Origin of the sequence: Bordetella genomosp. 11 (assembly GCF_002261215.1) — a bacterium.
In the GTDB taxonomy this organism is placed as follows: Bacteria; Pseudomonadota; Gammaproteobacteria; order Burkholderiales; family Burkholderiaceae_B; genus Bordetella_C.
The window spans coordinates 3985594-4002619 of the sequence record NZ_NEVS01000004.1 but is presented as its reverse complement, the minus strand read 5'-3'; the positions used below and the strand labels follow the sequence as shown (position 1 = coordinate 4002619).

Below are 17026 nucleotides of genomic sequence, written 5' to 3'. Positions count from 1 at the left end.
ACTGCCCGAAGCATGGTCCCATGGCCAACAACTACGAATCGGAAATCACCCGTTTCCTCAAGGATTTCAAGAAGACGCATCCCGATGTGGAAAAGCGGCAGCGCGAAGGCCGCGGCCTGCTTTGGGATAAGCCGCAGGATCCCGAGCTGCTGGAAGGCTTCCGTGCCGCGCGTGTCCCGCAAAGGCCATACGTCTATCAGAACGACTGAGCGGGCCCTTCTCGCTTATGTCGAAGAACGCTTCCGTGCCGGGGAAGGACCTGGCTGCGCTCGTGGAGCCGCCGGTGGATAGCACGCCCGACACCGTCGACAGCGTGGCTTTCGCGCGGTTGTACGGCGAGCCGCTGTTCCAGTTGCCGCAGGATCTCTACATCCCGCCCGACGCGCTGGAAGTGTTCCTGGAGGCCTTCGAAGGCCCCCTCGATCTGCTGCTCTACCTGATACGCAAGCAGAATTTCAACGTGCTGGACATCCCCATGGCGGATGTCACGCGGCAATACCTGTCCTACGTCGAACAGATCCGCGTGCATAACCTGGAGCTGGCCGCCGAATACCTGCTGATGGCCGCGATGCTGATCGAAATCAAATCGCGCATGCTGCTGCCCGTCAGGAAAAGCGATACCGGCGAAGAGGTCGAAGACCCTCGCGCCGAACTGGTGCGCCGGCTGCTGGAATACGAGCAGATGAAGCTGGCGGCGCAGAAGCTGGACGCGCTGCCGCAGCTGGGCCGCGACTTCCAGCGCGCCCAGGCCGTGGCCGACCTCAGCGTCGAGCGCGCCATGCCGGACGTATCGCCCGAGGACCTGCGCCAGGCCTGGGCGGACATCATGAAGCGGGCCAAGCTGAACGCCCACCACCACATCACACGCGAACAGCTGTCCGTGCGCGATCACATGACGCACATCCTGCGGCGCCTGAGCGACGTGCGGTTCATGGAATTCAGCGAAATGTTCATGGAGCGCATCGATGAAGGCGCGCCTGTCGCCGTGGTCGTGGTGCATTTCATCGCCATGCTGGAGCTGGCGCGCGAATCGCTGCTGGAGATCACGCAGGCAGAGCCTTACGCGCCCATCTATGTGCGGCTGGCTTATACCAGCGTAGCGGCCGAAGCGGCCTGATCTACGGCGCCCGCCACGCGGTGCGCTTATTCCCGGAGACATCCTTGAAAGTCGTACACAGCATCCAGGAACTGCGCGATCACCTGCGCGGCCAGAACCGGGTGTCCTTCGTGCCCACCATGGGCAATCTGCACGAAGGCCACCTGGCGCTGATGAAGCTGGCGCGCCAGCATGGCGACCCGGTCGTGGCCAGTATTTTCGTCAATCGCCTGCAGTTCGGGCCGTCGGAGGATTTTGACCGCTATCCGCGCACGCTGGCCGAAGATGTCGAAAAGCTCGAGCGCGAGCGCGATGTCTACGTGCTGTTCGCGCCCGACGAGCGCGAGATGTACCCGGAGCCGCAGAACTACCGCGTGCGTCCGCCGGATGACCTGGGCGATATCCTGGAAGGCGAGTTCCGCCCCGGTTTCTTTACCGGTGTATGCACCGTGGTGTTGAAGCTGTTTTCCTGCGTGCAGCCGCGCGTGGCGGTATTCGGCAAGAAGGACTACCAGCAGCTGATGATCGTGCGCGCCATGTGCCGCCAGTTCCAGCTGCCCGTGGACGTGCTGGCGCACGAGACCGTGCGCGCCGAGGACGGCCTGGCCCTGTCGTCGCGCAATCGCTATCTCAGCGAAGCCGAACGCGCCGAAGCGCCGGCTTTATACGCCCAATTGCAGCAGATCCAGCAACAATTGGCTGGCGGCCAGCGCGACGCCGCCGCGCTGGAAGCGGATGCCACGGCGGCGCTGGCCGGCCGTGGCTGGAAGGTGGACTACATCGCCGTGCGCCGCCGCCGCGACCTGAAAACCCCGGACGCCGCCGATATGGCCGCGGGCGAACCGCTGGTCGCCCTGGCGGCCGCCAAACTGGGTGCCACGCGCTTGATCGATAATCTGGAGTTGTAACGCAGGACGGGCGGCGTCGGATTAGTCCGATCTCGCGGCTTCGCCGGGCTGGGGCCATTCGGTCTCCGGCCAGCGTTCTCCCTCTGGAAATCCGCCATCTGTACTGGTTCCGTGACGAAATCGTCACCCTGTCAGAACTGACAGCTTTCGGCGTCCGGGTATCCATGCAAGACTACCGGCCCACCTATCACCAGGGAGGCCAGCATGGTTCAGGCGCAGGGGTGCGCAAGAAAACGCGCGGCGGCATTGACGCCCCGCGAACGCGATATCGCGACGTATCTCGTTACCGGCAAATCGAATAAATACATCGCCATCGAGCTGAATATCTCGTCGCGGACGGCGGAGGCGCACCGGGCGCGCATCTTCCGCAAGATGGGGGTGCGCAATGCGATGGAGCTGGCGTGCCGGATGTGCCCCCATACCCGCTGCAATGGCTAGCGAGGGCCAGGCCCGGCGGGCGTGCCACGCCGGCATGGCCGGCGCGCCTGCATCAGGGGCACTTGGGAGGCATCTGCTTGGCCAGTTCGTCGATAGGGTCCAGGTCCGGCTGGCGCGTCAGCGTGTAGTTCAGGCTGGGTGTAACGCCGGCAATGGCGCGCAGGCGCAGGACGTTGTTGGCGGCCAGTACGAATTCCGCACGGGTCTGGTTGTCCGGCCCGATCAGGAAAATGCGCGGCGGCTTTTCATCGGTGACTTGCCAGCAGCCCTGTTCCGCGATGGGTTTGCCGCCACCCGCCGCCGAATCCAGGTAGGCGGAGCGCCCGCGCCAGCGGCCGTTGGGCGCCAGCGTCAGCGTGATGCGTTGCGCCTCGCATTCCATGCCGGCGGCGAAACAGGGCAGGGTGCCCATATAGGTTTGCGGTTGCGGCACCAGGCTGCGTTCCGCCGCGCTGGGCGGCGCTGCGGGTTGGGGCGCGGTGTCGGCCTGCGCCACGGCGGGCGGCGGCACGGGCTGCCCGTCTTCGGCGGTATGGCCTTCCTGGATCGCCCGGGCGCGCTGCGCTTCCATCTGTTGCTGCTGGGTGGGCGTCGGCGGGTTCAGGTCGATCTGCAATTGCGCGGGGGCACGCACCACGGGCCGGTAATCCGCGCCCGTGCCCATGACCTGGGCATCATGGACAGTGTTGCCGCGCGGCAGGTCGTAGTAACCGGCCTGCTTCTGCTCCGCGCAGCCCGCCACGCCGGCCGCGCCGGCCATCGCCAGGGCCAGTACCGCGATCGAGCGGATCCGTGGAAACGGCGCGGACCGGGCCGGGGGTTCACAAGCGGTGGAGAGGGCGGGCATGACAGCGTATCCTGATTAAACACATGCGCACAATTCTCGCATGAATGCCTTGCCGCGGCGCGTCGTCCTTCATGTTGAATCCTGCCGGCTCGCGATACTCGCCAGGGTAAAACGCGGCAGCTATGATCGCGTCGCCTTCCTCCATGGATATTCAGTCGTGTTTCTCGATCCCCATGCCGCCATCCTGCTTGCCGCCGTACTGGGCCTGGCGATCGGCAGTTGGCTGACCACGGTGGTGCATCGCCTGCCCCGCATCCTGGAATACGATTGGGCCGAACCGCCGCTGGAGGGCGAAGCCGCGCAGGGCCAGGCCGCCGCGCGTCCCCACCTGTGGCGGCCGTCCAGCCATTGTCCGGCGTGCGGCGGCGCCATCCGCGGATGGCGGCGGATTCCCCTGTTGGGATGGCTGTGCCTGCGCGGCCGCTGCGGCGAGTGTGGCGCGCGTATCGGCTGGCGCTATCCCTCGATCGAGCTGATGACGGCGGTGCTGTTCGGTCTGTGTGCCTGGCATTACGGCCCTGGCCTGGCGGCCGCGTGCGCGATGGTCCTGGCGGCCTCGCTGGTGGCGATGGCCTGGATCGACGCGGAAACCGGGCTGCTGCCCGACGCCATCACCTTGCCGCTGATCTGGGCCGGCCTGCTTGTCAATACGCTTGGCGTATTCGCCTCGCCCGTCGAATCCATCCTCGGCGCCGCCGTGGGTTATCTGTTCCTGCGCGGGCTGCATCACGCCTTCCTCTGGGCCACCGGCCGCGAAGGCATGGGCTATGGGGATTTCAAATTGCTGGCCGCGTTGGGTGCCTGGCTGGGGCTGGGGGCACTGCCCCTGCTGTTGCTGCTTGCCTCTCTGGCCGGTGTCGCGGTCGGCCTGGCGCTGATACTGACGCGCCGCATCGGCCGCGACCAGCCGCAGCCCTTCGGTCCCTATCTGGCGCTGGCTGGTATCGTTGGGCTTCTGATGGCCCGTCCACCGCTGGGATAGGGCCAGGGGAGGACCATGCAAAGCGAAACGCCGCGCCTGATAATCGGGCTGACGGGCGGCATCGGCTCCGGCAAAAGCCGCGTCGCCGATCTGCTCGCATCGTGGGGCGCCACGGTAATCGACACCGACGAGATCTCGCGCCGCCTGACCGCGGCCGGCGGCGCCGCGATGCCCGGGATCGTGCGCGAATTCGGCCCGCAGGCCGCGGGCCCTGACGGTGCGATGGACCGCGACTGGATGCGCGCGAAGGTGTTCGCCGAGCCCCAGGCCCGCGCGGCCCTGGAGGCCATCCTGCATCCCTTGATATCGCGCGAGGCGCTGGATGCGGGCGCGCGCGCGACAGGATGTTACGTGGTGTTCGTGGTGCCGCTGCTCATCGAATCGGGACGCTGGACCCAGCGGGTGGACCGGGTGTGCGTGGTGGATTGCGACCCCGAAACCCAGATACGCCGCGTGCAGTCGCGCAGCGGGCTGACGGCCGACACCATACAGCGTATTATGGCGGCACAGGCCGCGCGGGATACCCGTCTGGCCGCTGCGCACGACGTTATTTTGAATGACGGCGCCACGTCCGCTCAAACGCTGTGCGCGCGGACGCGAGCACTGCACGACAGGTGGTGCGCCCTGGCGTCGGCATCGGGCCACGCCGCGTGATCGCGGCCGGCATCCATGACAACTTCGGCGCGACTTCGGTTGCGACCGGTTTTACGACGGGCCTGTATCCAGCGTGATCCTTTACGAATATCCCTTCAATGAGCGTATCCGGGCGTATCTGCGGCTGGAATATCTCTTCGACCGGCTGTTCTTCTTCGCGCGCCCGGGTGATCCCAAGAATCACCAGATCGCCGTCGGTACTATTTTCGATATCCTCGACGCCATCGAACGCACGGACGTGAAGAGCTCGGTGCTGCAGGATATCGAACGGCAGCGGCTGCAGCTGGTGGCGCTGCGCGATCACCCCGGCGTGGCGCAGGATGCGCTGGAAGGCATGCTGCGCGATATGGAAAAGACCAGCGCGTCCCTGGTCAGCCAGGGCAAGACCGGCCAGCCGTTGCGGGAAAACGAATGGCTGGTCAGCCTGCGCGGACGCCTGGCCGTGCCCGGCGGCGGTACCCAGATCGAAATGCCGTCGTATTACGCCTGGCAGCAGAAGCCCGAAGCCGTGCGCTGCGCCGACCTGCAATCCTGGATAGAGCCCTTGCTCCCCTTGCACGAGGGGCTGCAGATCGGTTTGCGGCTGCTGCGCGAATCCGGCCGGCGGGTCCAGGCCGTGGCCGAACAGGGTACCTACCAGCAGATGCTGGCAGGCAAGGCGCACCAGCTGCTGCGCGTGTGGGTCGATGGCGAAAGCGGGATCTTTCCCGAGATCAGCGCCAATAAGTACATGATCTGGATACGGTTTTCCGTCCAGGACGGGGAGCTCAAGCCGCAGCAGGTGGCGCGCGACGTTCGTTTCGAAATGTCCCTCTGCGCGTGAGCGGCCAGCCGCCCGCCCGTCACCCGCCGCCACTGTCCCCCCGCCTGAAATACCCCGCCCGGCGCCCTCCGGCTGCTGCCCTGCGTCCTCCGGGGCGGAACTCCCGGGCAGGATACCTGTTGCGGCGGATTTCAAACGGCGCGGCCTTGCTATAAAACCAGAGTTGTCTGATGGACAATAGCGGGTCCCGGTAGCGTCCCCCTTTGGCCCCCATGTCCGACCGTCCCTCCGTTTCCCCAGCTCCCCGGTCTCGCCGGCGCCTTGTCGCGTGGATCGTCGCGATCATCGTCCTGGCCGGCATCGCCTGGCTGGTATTCCGGCCCAAGGCCGGCGTCGAGACGGGCGGGCAGGCCCGCGTGGGCGCCGCCGGCCATCGAACGGGGGCGGCCGCCGGCGGCGGAGGCGGCGGGGCGCGCCATCGGCCCGGCGGCGCGCCGGGCCCCATGGCCGAGCCGCCGGTGCCCGTGCGCGTCTATGCCGCCGCCGTCAAGGACGTGGATATTTCGCTGCCGGCCCTCGGGACGGTTACCGCCTACAACACCGTCACGGTACGCAGCCGCGTCGATGGCGAACTGGTGCAGGTCAATTTCAAGGAAGGGCAGCACGTCAAGGCGGGCGATGTGCTGGCGCAGGTGGACCCGCGTCCTTTCAACGTGCAATTGCAGCAGGCGCTGGGGACGCAACAGCAGAACCAGGCGCAGTTGGAAAACGCGCGGCGCGACCTGGCGCGCTACCAGGCCCTGTTCAAGCAGGATTCCATCGCCAAGCAGCAGGTGGATACCCAGGCCGCGCTGGTCCGCCAGTTCGAGGGCACGCTGAAGACCGACCAGGCCAATGTGGATAACGCGCGCCTGCAATTGACGTTCGCGCGCATCACCGCGCCCATCGACGGACGCCTGGGCCTGCGCCAGGTCGATCCCGGCAATCTGGTGTCCTCCGGCGATACCACGGGGCTGGTGGTGATCACCCAGACCCAGCCCATCGCCGTGATTTTCACGCTGCCGGAAACGCAGCTGCCCGAGGTACGCGACCAACTGCGGCAAGGCAGGACGCTGCGCGTGGATGCCTGGGACCGCGCCAATACCAAACGCCTGGCGACCGGCGTGCTGGAAACCCTGGACAACCAGATCGACGTCAGCACGGGTACCGTCAAGCTGAAGGCGCGCTTCGACAACGCCGACGATGCGCTTTTCCCCAACCAGTTCGTCAACATCCAGCTGCTGGTCGAAACGCGCAAGGGCATGACGGTGATTCCCAACGGCGCGGTGCAGCGCGGGTCGCAAGGACCGTTCGTGTTCGTGGCGCAGCCGGACAATACCGTGGTCGTGCGGCAGCTGAAGCTGGGCCCCGTCAGCGGCGATCTGGTGGTCGTGACCGACGGACTCAAGCCGGGCGACCGCGTCGTCACCGAAGGCACTGACCGCTTGCGGGCCGGCGCCAGGGTCGAGGTGGTGACCGATGCCGCCGACGTCACGCCGCCCACGCCTGGCGCGTCGCTGGGCGCGGGACCGGCTACCGCCACCCCAAGCGCGCCAGCGCGGACCGCGCCGTGAGCCCGTCGCGCCTCTTCATCCTGCGGCCCGTCGCCACCACGCTTTCGATGGTGGCCATCCTGATCGCGGGGCTGATCGCCTATCGCCTGTTGCCGGTCGCGGCGCTGCCGGAAGTCGATTACCCCACGATCCAGGTCGTCACGCTCTATCCCGGCGCCAGCCCGGATGTGATGACCTCGCTGGTCACATCCCCCCTGGAGCGGCAGTTCGGGCAGATGCCGGGCCTGAACCAGATGTCCTCCACGAGTTCGGGCGGCGCATCGGTCATCACCCTGCAGTTCACGCTGGATATCTCGCTGGACGTGGCCGAACAGGAAGTGCAGGCGGCCATCAACGCCGCGTCCAATCTGCTGCCGACGGACCTGCCGCTGCCGCCGACGTATAACAAGGTCAATCCGGCGGATGCGCCGGTGCTGACGCTGGGCATCACCTCGCCGACCATGCCGCTGCCGCAGGTACGCGACCTGATCGATACCCGCATGGCCCAGAAGCTGTCGCAGATTCCCGGCGTGGGCCTGGTCAGTATCGCGGGCGGCCAGCGTCCCGCGGTGCGCGTGCAGGTCAATCCGCAGGCGCTGGCGGCCAACGGGCTATCGATGTCGGACCTGCGGACCGCCATCGTCGCGGCCAACGTCAATCAACCCAAGGGCAACCTGGACGGCCCGCGGCGTTCGACGACCATCAACGCGAACGACCAGCTGAAGGCGCCCACGGACTACAACGACCTGATCATCGCCTACCGCAACAACGCGCCGGTGCGCCTGTCGGACGTCGCCAAGGCGGTGCAGGGCGCCGAGGACGTGCGCCAGGCCGCGTGGGCGGGCGACAAGCCGGCGGTGCTGCTGAACGTGCAGCGCCAGCCCGGCGCGAACGTCATCGATGTCGTCGATCGCATCAACGCGCTGCTGCCGCAGTTGCGCGCATCGCTGCCGGCGACGCTGGACGTCACCGTGGTGGCCGACCGCACGCAAACCATACGCGATTCGATCGCCGACGTGCGCTTCGAATTGCTGCTCTCCGTGGCGCTGGTGGTGATGGTGACCTTCGTTTTCCTGCGCAGCGTGACGGCGACGCTGATCCCCAGCGTGGTGGTGCCGCTGTCGCTGATCGGCACTTTCGGGATCATGTACCTGGCCGGTTTCAGCATCAACAATCTGACCCTGATGGCGCTGACGATCGCCACGGGCTTCGTGGTGGACGATGCGATCGTGATGATCGAGAACATCGCGCGCCACCTCGAGGAAGGCGAAACGCCCTTGCAGGCGGCGCTCAAGGGCGCCGGGCAGATCGGCTTCACGCTTATTTCGCTGACGTTCTCGCTGATCGCGGTATTGATCCCGCTGCTGTTCATGACGGAAGTCGTGGGGCGGCTGTTTCGCGAATTCGCCATCACGCTGGCGGTATCCATCCTGATTTCCCTGCTGGTGTCGCTGACGCTGACGCCCATGATGTGCGCGCGGTTGCTGCGCCAGGAAGGCAAGCGCGTGCGCCGCGACGCAGCCGGCCGTCCCCTGCCTGGCGCCGAAGCCGAAACCGTGGTGCCCGAGCCCGGGCAGCGGGTTGCCCATCACGGCCGTTTCCACGAGTGGACAGGTTCCCTGATCGACCGGACCATCGCCGGCTACGACCGCATGTTGCGGGTCGTGCTGGACCACCAGCCGCTGACGCTGCTGGTGGCGCTGGCCACGTTCGCCCTTACCGCCCTGCTGTATACCGTCGTGCCCAAGGGCTTCTTCCCGTCCCAGGACACCGGGCTCATCCAGGCGATTACGCAGGCGTCGCAGACCATCTCTTTCCCGGCCATGGCGGAGCGCCAGCAGGAGGCCGCGCGCATCATCCTGGCCGATCCCGACGTGCAGACCGTGTCGTCGTTCATCGGCGTGGACGGCAGCAACGCCACGCTAAGCGCCGGGCGCATCCAGATCGCACTGAAGCCGCGGGGCGAGCGCAACGGATCGATGACGGAAGTGCTGGCGCGGCTGCGCCAGGCGCTGGCCGGGATGCAAGGCATGACCGTCTATATGCAGCCGGTGCAGGACCTGACCATCGAGGACCGGATCAGCCGCACGCAGTACCAGCTGACGCTGTCGAATCCGGACCTGAAGCTGCTCAGCGCGTGGACGCCGCGTGTCGTGGACCGGCTGCGCCAGCTGCCGCAGCTGGCCGATGTGACCGACGATCTGCAGGATGAAGGGCTGGAGACCTACATCGACATCGACCGCGATGCGGCCTCCCGGCTGGGCATTACCGCCGCCGTCATCGACGAGGCCCTGTACAACGCATTCGGCCAGCGGCTGATCTCCACCATCTTCACGCAGTCCGCCCAGTACCGCGTGGTGCTGGAGGTGCAGCCGCAGTTCAGCCGCGGACCCGATTCCTTGTCGCAGATCTACGTGCCGACGTCCAGCGGCTCGCAGGTGCCGCTGTCCAGCATCGCGCGCATCAGCGAGTCCAGTACGGTGCTGGCGATCAACCGCCTGGACCAGTTCCCGATGGTGACCGTGTCGTTCAACCTGGCGCCGGGTGCTTCGCTGTCGGACGCGGTGACCGCGATTCATGCCGCGGAACAGGACATGGGCGTGCCCGCCGGCATCGAGACCCGCTTCCAGGGCGCGGCCCAGGCGTTCCAGAATTCGCTGACCAGCACGCTGTGGCTGATCCTGGCCGCGGTCGTCACCATGTATATCGTGCTGGGCGTGCTGTACGAAAGCTTCATCCATCCGGTGACCATCCTGTCGACGCTGCCATCGGCCGGCGTGGGGGCGCTGCTGGCGTTGCTGATCACGCGCACCGAACTGGACATGATCGGCATCATCGGCATCATCCTGCTGATCGGCATCGTGAAGAAAAACGCCATCATGATGATCGACTTCGCCCTGGAGGCCGAGCGCAAGCGCGGCCTGCCGCCGCGCGAGGCCATCCATGAGGCGGCGCTGCTGCGCTTCCGGCCCATCCTGATGACCACGCTGGCGGCGCTGTTCGGCGCGGTGCCGCTGATGCTGTCCACCGGCACGGGCTCGGAGCTGCGCCAGCCGCTGGGCCTGGTCATGGTGGGGGGGCTGCTGGTCAGCCAGGTCCTGACGCTGTTCACCACCCCTGTCATCTACCTGATGTTCGACCGGCTGTCGCACCGCTGGGCCGGGCGCCGCCGCGGCGGACGGGCGGAGGCGCCGCGATGATCCTGTCGGCGCCGTTTATCGTGCGGCCGGTGGCCACCACGCTGCTATCCCTGGCGGTGGTGCTGGCGGGCTCGCTGGCCTTCCGCCTGCTGGCGGTCGCGCCCCTGCCTGAGGTGGATATCCCGACCATCTCCGTCACGGCCAGCCTGCCCGGGGCCAGCCCCGAGACCATGGCGTCCAGCGTGGCGACCCCGCTGGAGCGCGCATTGGGCGCCATCGCCGGCGTGACCGAGATGACGTCCAGCAGCACGCAGGGTTCCACGCGCATCACGCTGCAATTCGACCTTAGCCGCGACATCGACGGCGCCGCGCGCGACGTGCAGGCGGCCATCAATGCCTCGCGCACGCTGCTGCCCAGCGGCCTGAAAAGCAATCCCACCTATCGCAAGGCGAATCCGTCGGCGGCGCCCATCATGACGCTGGCGCTGACCTCGGACACGCACACGCAGGGCGAGCTGTACGACCTGGCCTCCACCATCGTGGCGCAGAAGCTGTCGCAGGTGAACGGCGTGGGCGACGTGACGGTGGGCGGCAGCTCGCTGCCCGCGGTGCGGGTGGAGGTGTTGCCCGGCGCGCTGACCAGCCGCGGGGTGTCGCTGGACGAGGTGCGCACGGCGCTGTCCAATGCCAACGCCAACCGGCCCAAGGGGTTTATCGACAGCGGCCAATACCAGTGGACCATCATGGCCAGCGACCAGCTGAGCAAGGCGGCGCAGTACCGCCCGCTCATCGTCGCGTGGCGCGACGGCGCCCCGGTGCGGCTGTCCGACGTGGCCACGGTCGAGGATTCGGTCGAGGACCTGTTCCAGACCGGCTTCTACAATGAACGCAAGGCCATCCTGCTGATCGTGCGGCGCGAGGCCGCCGCCAACATCATCCAGGTCGTCGATTCGCTGCGCGAGGAACTGCCGCGGCTGCAGGCGCAGATGCCCGGCGGGGTGCAGCTAGCGGTGGCCCAGGACCGCAGCCCCAGCATCCGGGCGTCGCTGCACGAAGCCGAGATGACGCTCATCATCGCGGTGGGCCTGGTCATGGTGGTGGTGCTGCTTTTCCTGCGCCGCCTGCGCGCGGCGCTGATCCCCTGCGTGGCCGTGCCGGTATCGCTGATAGGCACCTTCAGCATCATGTACCTGTGCGGCTATACGCTGAACACCATATCGCTGATGGCGCTGATCGTCGCCACGGGCTTCGTCGTCGACGATGCCATCGTGGTGCTCGAGAACATCATGCGCTACATCGAAAGAGGGATGTCGCCGGTGCGCGCGGCCATGCGCGGCGCGCGCGAGGTCGGCTTCACGGTGCTGTCGATGAGCCTGTCGCTGGTGGCCGTGTTCATTCCCATCCTGTTGATGGGCGGGGTGGTGGGACGCTTTTTCCGCGAATTCGCCGTGACGCTGTCGGCGGCCATCCTGGTATCGCTGGTGACGTCGCTGACCCTGACGCCGATGATGTGCGGCCGGATGCTGCGCGCGCGCGACGACGAGCCGCCGCCGGAACGCCGCCCGGGGCTGTTCTCCCGGCTGGGGCAGTGGTCCGAACGGGGCTTCCAGCGCCTGAGCGACGGCTATTCCCGCTCGCTGCGGTGGACGCTGAACCACGGCCCGCTGGTCATGGTGGTCCTGCTGCTGACCGTGTGCCTGAACGTCTACCTGTACATCATCGTGCCCAAGGGGTTTTTCCCGAACCAGGATACCGGCCAGCTGCTGGGATTCTTCCGCGTCGACCAGGGCACATCGTTCCAGGCGACGGTGCCCAAGCTGGAATACATGCGCAAGATCGTGCTGTCCGATCCCGCGGTGCAGAGCATGACCGGCTACGCCGGCGGGCGCGGCGGCAGCAATAGCAGTTTCATGCAGATCCAGCTCAAGCCGCTGGCCCAGCGCGGCGTATCGGCGGAGGTAGTGATCGAACGCCTGCGCGGACGCCTGCAAAGCATTCCCGGCGCGCGCATGTTCCTGGTGGCGCAGCAGGACATCCGCATCGGCGGCCGGGCCAGCAGCACGGGCTCGTACGACTACGCGTTGATGGCCAGCGACCTGTCGATGCTGCGGACCTGGATGCCGCGCGTGCAGCAGGCGCTGGCCAGGCTGCCGGAACTGGTGGATGTCGATACCGACGTCGAGGATAAAGGCCAGCAGGTCAACCTGGTGATCGATAGGGAAGCCGCCACCCGGCTCGGGGTAAGCATGTCGGATATCTCCGCCGTGCTGAACAACTCTTTCAGCCAGCGCCAGGTGTCGGTCATGTACGGGCCGTTGAACCAGTACCACGTGATACTGGGTGTCCCGCAGAGTTTCGCGCGCGACGCGCAATCGCTGCGTAACGTCGATGTGGTCAGCGCCAGCGGCGCGCGCGTGCCGCTGGCCTCGTTCGCCTCGTTCGAAGTCGGCAGCGCGCCGCTGAGCGTGCAGCACCAGGGGCTGTTCGTGGCCGATACGATTTCGTTCAGCCTGGCGCCCGGCGTATCGCTGGGGCAGGCCAGCGACGCGGTGGACGCGGCGGTGGCGCGCATCGGCCTGCCGACGGACCAGATCCAGGCCAGCTTCCAGGGCACGGCCGCGGCCGCGCAGCAGACCCTGCAGCAGCAGCCCTGGCTGATCCTGGCCGCGCTGGTCACCATGTATATCGTGCTGGGCATCCTGTACGAAAGCTTCGTGCATCCCTTCACCATTCTTTCCACGCTGCCGTCCGCCGGGATCGGGGCCCTGCTGGCGCTGATGCTGATGCGCAGCCAGTTCACCGTGATCGCGCTGATCGGCGTCTTCCTGCTGATCGGCATCGTCAAGAAGAACGCCATCATGATGGTCGACTTCGCCCTGGCGGCCGAACGCGGACGGGGCCTGGCACCGCGCGAAGCGATCTTCGAAGCCTGCGTCACGCGCTTCCGGCCCATCATGATGACCACGCTGGCGGCGATCATGGGCGCGATCCCGCTGGTGCTGGCCACCGGGACTGGGGCGGAGCTGCGCCAGCCCCTGGGCATCACCATCGTCGGCGGCCTGTTCGTCAGCCAGGTGCTGACGCTGTACACCACGCCCGTCGTTTATCTCTATCTGGATCGCCTGCGCCACTGGGCGCGGCGCCGCCGCGCCGCGCGCGCCGTCGCGCCTTCCACGGATTATTCATGACCCGCTCGTTCGAACCCTGCCCGCCCGCCGCGCTGGCGCGGCTGTTCTCGATGATGGCCCTGTGCGGCGCCTTGGGCGCCTGCGCGGTGGGCCCGGATTATGTCCGCCCCGCGATGGACGTCGGCACGCAGTTCAAGGAAGGCCAGGACGATACGCCGGGCTGGAAACCGGCCCGGCCCAACGAGCTGGCCGACCGCGGCGCCTGGTGGCAGGTCTACCAGGACCCGGTGCTGGACGATCTGATGCGCCGGCTGGATGCCGCCAATCTGGATATCGCGCAGGCCGAGGCGAACTACCGCCAGGCCCAGGCGCTGGTGCGCGGCGCGCGGTCGGCGTTTTTTCCGACCGTCGGCGTGGGCGCCGGCGTCACGCGATCCGGCGGCGGGACGGGCGCTTCATCGGGCAACGGCACCGTGGGCAACACCTATTCGCTCAGCGGCACGGTCAGCTGGGAAGCCGACCTGTGGGGGTCCGTCCGGCGTTCCGTGGAGGCCAGCCAGGCCGGCGCGCAGGCCAGCGCGGCGGATCTCGCCGCCGCCCGCCTGAGCGCGCAAAGCACGCTGGCGCAGGATTATTTCCAGCTGCGCGTGCTGGACGAACAGGAACGGCTGCTGCGCGAGACGGTGGAGACCAACGAACGCTCGCTGCAGCTGACTATCAATCGCTACAACGCGGGCGTGGCGGCGAAATCCGATGTGGCCGTGGCGCGCACCCAGCTGGAGAACACCCGCGCGCAATGGGTGGACCTGGAATGGCAGCGCGGCCAGTTCGAACACGCCATCGCGGTGCTGATCGGCGAGCCGCCTTCGAGATTTTCGATTGCCGCCGCGCCCTTCACGCAGAAAGTGCCCGCCATCCCGGTGGGCCTGCCCTCGCAGTTGCTGGAGCGCCGCCCCGATGTCGCCGGCGCGGAACGCCGCACCGCGCAGGCCAATGCGCAGATCGGCGTGGCGCAGGCTGCCTGGTTTCCCGACCTGACGCTGAGTGCCGACGGCGGTTTCCGCAGCGGCCAATTCGCCCAATGGCTGACGGCGCCGGCGCGCTTCTGGTCCATCGGCCCGGCCCTGGCGCAGACCCTGTTCGACGGCGGCCTGCGCGCGTCCCAGGTCGAATCCGCGCGTGCCGCGTATGACTCGCAGGCGGCCGCCTACCGGCAGGTCGTGCTGGGCGCGCTGCGCGAGGTCGAGGACACCATGATCCAGCTGCGCGTGTACGACCGCGAGCAGCAGGTGCAGCGGCGCGCGCTGGAGGCCGCGCGCGAGTCGCTGGAGCTGACGCGCAACCAGTACAAGGAAGGCATCGTGGATTACCTGAGCGTGGCGGTGCTGGAGAACACCGCGTTGAGTTCCGAGCGCCAGGCGATATCCCTGATGGGCAACCGGCTGGTCGCCAGCGTGCAGCTGATCGCCGCGCTGGGTGGCGGCTGGGACGGCAATGTGAACGCGCCGGTCATGTCGCAGGCGGACGCGAATGTTCCGGGGGCCGCTTCGCCCGCCGCCCGGGCGTCCCCATCGGCGTCCACGACGCCATCCCCATCCACGGCCGCGCCACGCCAATAAGGCGCGCGCGCTATGCGCCGAACAGCGCCCTGATCGCGGCGATGCCGTGCGCGCCGTGCTCCTGGGCCGTGGCCAGGGTATCCGGCCCCTGGCCGCCGATGGCATAGGCGGGCAGGCCGGCATCCCGGTTGATGTCCATGAAGGCCGGCCAGCCCAGTCCGGCCTGGCCGGGGTGGCTGGCGGTTTCGGCCACCGGGCCGACGACCGCGAAGTCGGCGTCCAGCCGGCGCGCCTGCGCCATTTGTTGCGCGTCATGCACGGAGACGCCCACCCAGTAGCCGTCCCGCGCCAGCGGGCGCTGCGCGTGCGCGGCGGCATCGGTGGCGCGCAAATGCACGCCGTCCGCTTCCCGCCACCAGGGTTCCGGATGCGCGCTGTTCACCAGCACGCGGGCGCCGCTTCGCCGGCAAAGCTTCAGCACCTGCTGCAGCGCTTCGTGCAGGCTGGCCGATGCCGGCCCGTCGGGCCAGCCCGGCTCGCGCAGCTGGACCAGCCGCAGGCCGTCGTCCAGCGCATGCCGCAGGCGCGCCAGGAAACCCGGCAGGCCCGCCGGCGAGCCGATATTGCTGATGCCGTAGGTATCGGGCAGCCGCAGCCAGCGCAGCGGCGGCAGCGTGGCGGGCAGCAGTTCGCCCACGCTGGCGGCATAGGCCGGGTCGACCCATTCCAGCCGCTGGTTTTCAAGGCCGCGCGGATCGCCCTGCCAGGCGGTAACGCGGCAGAATGCCAGCCTGACGGTGGTATGGGGATAGGCGTGGACATAGGTGACCCAGCGCCGCGCGGCGGTCACCTGGATGCCGAGCTCTTCGTCCAGCTCGCGCGCCAGCGCCTGCAGGACGGTCTCGCCGGGTTCCAGCTTGCCCCCGGGCAGTTCCCACCAGCCCGCCCACGGCTTGCCTTCGGGGCGCTGGCCCAGCAGCAGCTTGCCGTCGCGGCGCAGGATCAGCCCCGCCGCGACGTCGACGATCTGCTCAGACATGGCGGGCCGCCCAATCGCGCGCGAACTGATACGCCACCCGGCCCGACCGCGAACCGCGCTCGATCGTCCATTGCAGCGCTTCGGTGCGCGAGGATTCGATGTGTTCTTCCGGGCAACCGAGTTCGCGCAGCCAGTGGCGCACGATGTCCAGGTAGTCGTCCTGGCGGAAGGGATAGAAAGACAGCCACAGGCCGAAGCGCTCGGACAGCGAGATCTTTTCTTCCACGGTTTCGCCGGGATGGATTTCGCCATCGGGCTGGTGCTTGGCCTGCAGGTTCTCGCTCATGTATTCGGGCATCAGGTGCCGGCGATTGGACGTCGCGTAGATCAGCACATTGTCGCCCGATGCCGCCACCGAGCCGTCCAGCACCGACTTCAAGGCCTTGTAGCCGGCTTCGCCTTCCTCGAAGGACAGGTCGTCGCAGAAGACGATGAAGCGTTCCGGCCGCGTCCCGACCATCTCGACGATATCGGCCAGGTCGCCGAGGTCGGACTTGTCGACTTCGATCAGGCGCAGCCCGCGCGGCGCGTAGGCCGCCAGCATGGCCTTGACCAGCGAGCTTTTGCCGGTACCGCGAGCACCCGTCATCAATACATTGTTGGCGGGCTTCTTTTCCAGGAAGTGCAGTGTATTGCGATCGATGATGCCTTTCTGGCGTTCGATGTGCTGCAGGTCGTCCAGGTCGATGCGCGACACGTGGCGCACCGCGTCCAGCCAGCCGCGCGATCCGCGCTTGCGCCAGCGGAAGGCATGGGCGCTCCAGTCGATGTCCGGCGGCGCCGGGGGCAGATAGGCTTCGAGCTGGGCCAGGACGCGCTCGGCCCGGGCGATAAGGGTGGTGAATTCGGAAGAAACGGTCACTGTAGTGATTCCAGGCGA

The 17026-nt window shown here is 67.5% G+C and carries 14 protein-coding genes; 11 read left to right on the top strand and 3 right to left on the bottom strand.

What is annotated here, in order from left to right; all coding sequences use genetic code 11:
- Positions 1 to 20: 20 nt before the first annotated feature.
- From CAL28_RS25600 to CAL28_RS25585, 4 genes are all read left to right on the top strand, one after another.
- A complete protein-coding gene (locus CAL28_RS25600) occupies positions 21 to 209 on the top strand; it encodes a DUF3460 family protein (protein WP_094843922.1) in 189 nt (62 codons plus the stop codon).
- Positions 210 to 226: 17 nt separating this feature from the next.
- Positions 227 to 1117: a segregation and condensation protein A gene (locus CAL28_RS25595; RefSeq protein WP_094843921.1), complete on the top strand. Its 891-nt coding sequence runs from the start codon at positions 227 to 229 to the stop codon at positions 1115 to 1117.
- A gap of 44 nt (positions 1118 to 1161) precedes the next feature.
- Positions 1162 to 2004, top strand: coding sequence for a pantoate--beta-alanine ligase (gene panC, locus CAL28_RS25590; RefSeq protein ID WP_094843920.1), 843 nt, complete (start codon positions 1162 to 1164; stop codon positions 2002 to 2004).
- Positions 2005 to 2208: 204 nt separating this feature from the next.
- Positions 2209 to 2442, top strand: coding sequence for a response regulator transcription factor (locus tag CAL28_RS25585; RefSeq protein WP_094843919.1), 234 nt, complete (start codon positions 2209 to 2211; stop codon positions 2440 to 2442).
- Between the two features lie 52 nt (positions 2443 to 2494).
- Here the strand turns inward: CAL28_RS25585 and CAL28_RS25580 are convergent, their stop codons facing one another.
- A complete protein-coding gene (locus tag CAL28_RS25580) occupies positions 2495 to 3289 on the bottom strand; it encodes a copper resistance protein NlpE N-terminal domain-containing protein (protein WP_094843918.1) in 795 nt (264 codons plus the stop codon).
- A gap of 157 nt (positions 3290 to 3446) precedes the next feature.
- Here CAL28_RS25580 and CAL28_RS25575 point away from each other — a divergent pair, with 157 nt between their 5' ends.
- From CAL28_RS25575 to CAL28_RS25545, 7 genes are all read left to right on the top strand, one after another.
- A complete protein-coding gene (locus tag CAL28_RS25575) occupies positions 3447 to 4271 on the top strand; it encodes a prepilin peptidase (protein ID WP_254926230.1) in 825 nt (274 codons plus the stop codon).
- Positions 4272 to 4286: 15 nt separating this feature from the next.
- The gene (coaE, locus tag CAL28_RS25570) at positions 4287 to 4925 is read left to right on the top strand and encodes a dephospho-CoA kinase (RefSeq protein WP_094843916.1); all 639 of its coding nucleotides are present in this window, start codon (positions 4287 to 4289) and stop codon (positions 4923 to 4925) included.
- A gap of 73 nt (positions 4926 to 4998) precedes the next feature.
- Positions 4999 to 5748: a cell division protein ZapD gene (gene zapD / locus CAL28_RS25565; RefSeq protein ID WP_094843915.1), complete on the top strand. Its 750-nt coding sequence runs from the start codon at positions 4999 to 5001 to the stop codon at positions 5746 to 5748.
- Between the two features lie 212 nt (positions 5749 to 5960).
- Complete coding sequence (locus CAL28_RS25560; protein WP_094844864.1) at positions 5961 to 7301, top strand: MdtA/MuxA family multidrug efflux RND transporter periplasmic adaptor subunit; 1341 nt, start codon at positions 5961 to 5963, stop codon at positions 7299 to 7301.
- On the top strand, positions 7298 to 10480 hold the full coding sequence (locus tag CAL28_RS25555) for an efflux RND transporter permease subunit (RefSeq protein WP_094843914.1): 3183 nt from the start codon (positions 7298 to 7300) through the stop codon (positions 10478 to 10480). Before CAL28_RS25560 ends, CAL28_RS25555 begins: the two co-directional genes overlap by 4 nt.
- Positions 10477 to 13608: a multidrug efflux RND transporter permease subunit gene (locus CAL28_RS25550; RefSeq protein ID WP_094843913.1), complete on the top strand. Its 3132-nt coding sequence runs from the start codon at positions 10477 to 10479 to the stop codon at positions 13606 to 13608. The genes CAL28_RS25555 and CAL28_RS25550 overlap by 4 nt, the downstream gene beginning before the upstream one ends.
- Complete coding sequence (locus tag CAL28_RS25545; protein ID WP_094843912.1) at positions 13605 to 15167, top strand: efflux transporter outer membrane subunit; 1563 nt, start codon at positions 13605 to 13607, stop codon at positions 15165 to 15167. Before CAL28_RS25550 ends, CAL28_RS25545 begins: the two co-directional genes overlap by 4 nt.
- A gap of 10 nt (positions 15168 to 15177) precedes the next feature.
- On the opposite strand, the gene CAL28_RS25540 is transcribed toward CAL28_RS25545, so the two are convergent.
- Together CAL28_RS25540 and CAL28_RS25535 are read right to left on the bottom strand one after the other, a co-directional pair.
- Entirely contained in the window at positions 15178 to 16146 is a 969-nt protein-coding gene (locus CAL28_RS25540) for a Nudix family hydrolase (RefSeq protein WP_094843911.1), read from the bottom strand.
- Complete coding sequence (locus CAL28_RS25535) at positions 16139 to 17008, bottom strand: ATP-binding protein (RefSeq protein ID WP_094843910.1); 870 nt, start codon at positions 17006 to 17008, stop codon at positions 16139 to 16141. The genes CAL28_RS25540 and CAL28_RS25535 overlap by 8 nt, the downstream gene beginning before the upstream one ends.
- Between the last annotated feature and the right edge of the window lie 18 nt (positions 17009 to 17026).

Bases quoted from the DNA above. Each gene is read 5' to 3' on its own strand.
- CAL28_RS25600 (WP_094843922.1), top strand. From the start codon at position 21: ATGGCCAACAACTACGAATCGGAAATCACCCGTTTCCTCAAGGATTTC.
- CAL28_RS25595 (WP_094843921.1), top strand. From the start codon at position 227: ATGTCGAAGAACGCTTCCGTGCCGGGGAAGGACCTGGCTGCGCTCGTG.
- CAL28_RS25585 (WP_094843919.1), top strand. From the start codon at position 2,209: ATGGTTCAGGCGCAGGGGTGCGCAAGAAAACGCGCGGCGGCATTGACG.
- CAL28_RS25580 (WP_094843918.1), bottom strand. From the start codon at position 3,289: ATGCCCGCCCTCTCCACCGCTTGTGAACCCCCGGCCCGGTCCGCGCCG.
- coaE (WP_094843916.1), top strand. From the start codon at position 4,287: ATGCAAAGCGAAACGCCGCGCCTGATAATCGGGCTGACGGGCGGCATC.
- CAL28_RS25560 (WP_094844864.1), top strand. From the start codon at position 5,961: ATGTCCGACCGTCCCTCCGTTTCCCCAGCTCCCCGGTCTCGCCGGCGC.
- CAL28_RS25550 (WP_094843913.1), top strand. From the start codon at position 10,477: ATGATCCTGTCGGCGCCGTTTATCGTGCGGCCGGTGGCCACCACGCTG.
- CAL28_RS25545 (WP_094843912.1), top strand. From the start codon at position 13,605: ATGACCCGCTCGTTCGAACCCTGCCCGCCCGCCGCGCTGGCGCGGCTG.
- CAL28_RS25540 (WP_094843911.1), bottom strand. From the start codon at position 16,146: ATGTCTGAGCAGATCGTCGACGTCGCGGCGGGGCTGATCCTGCGCCGC.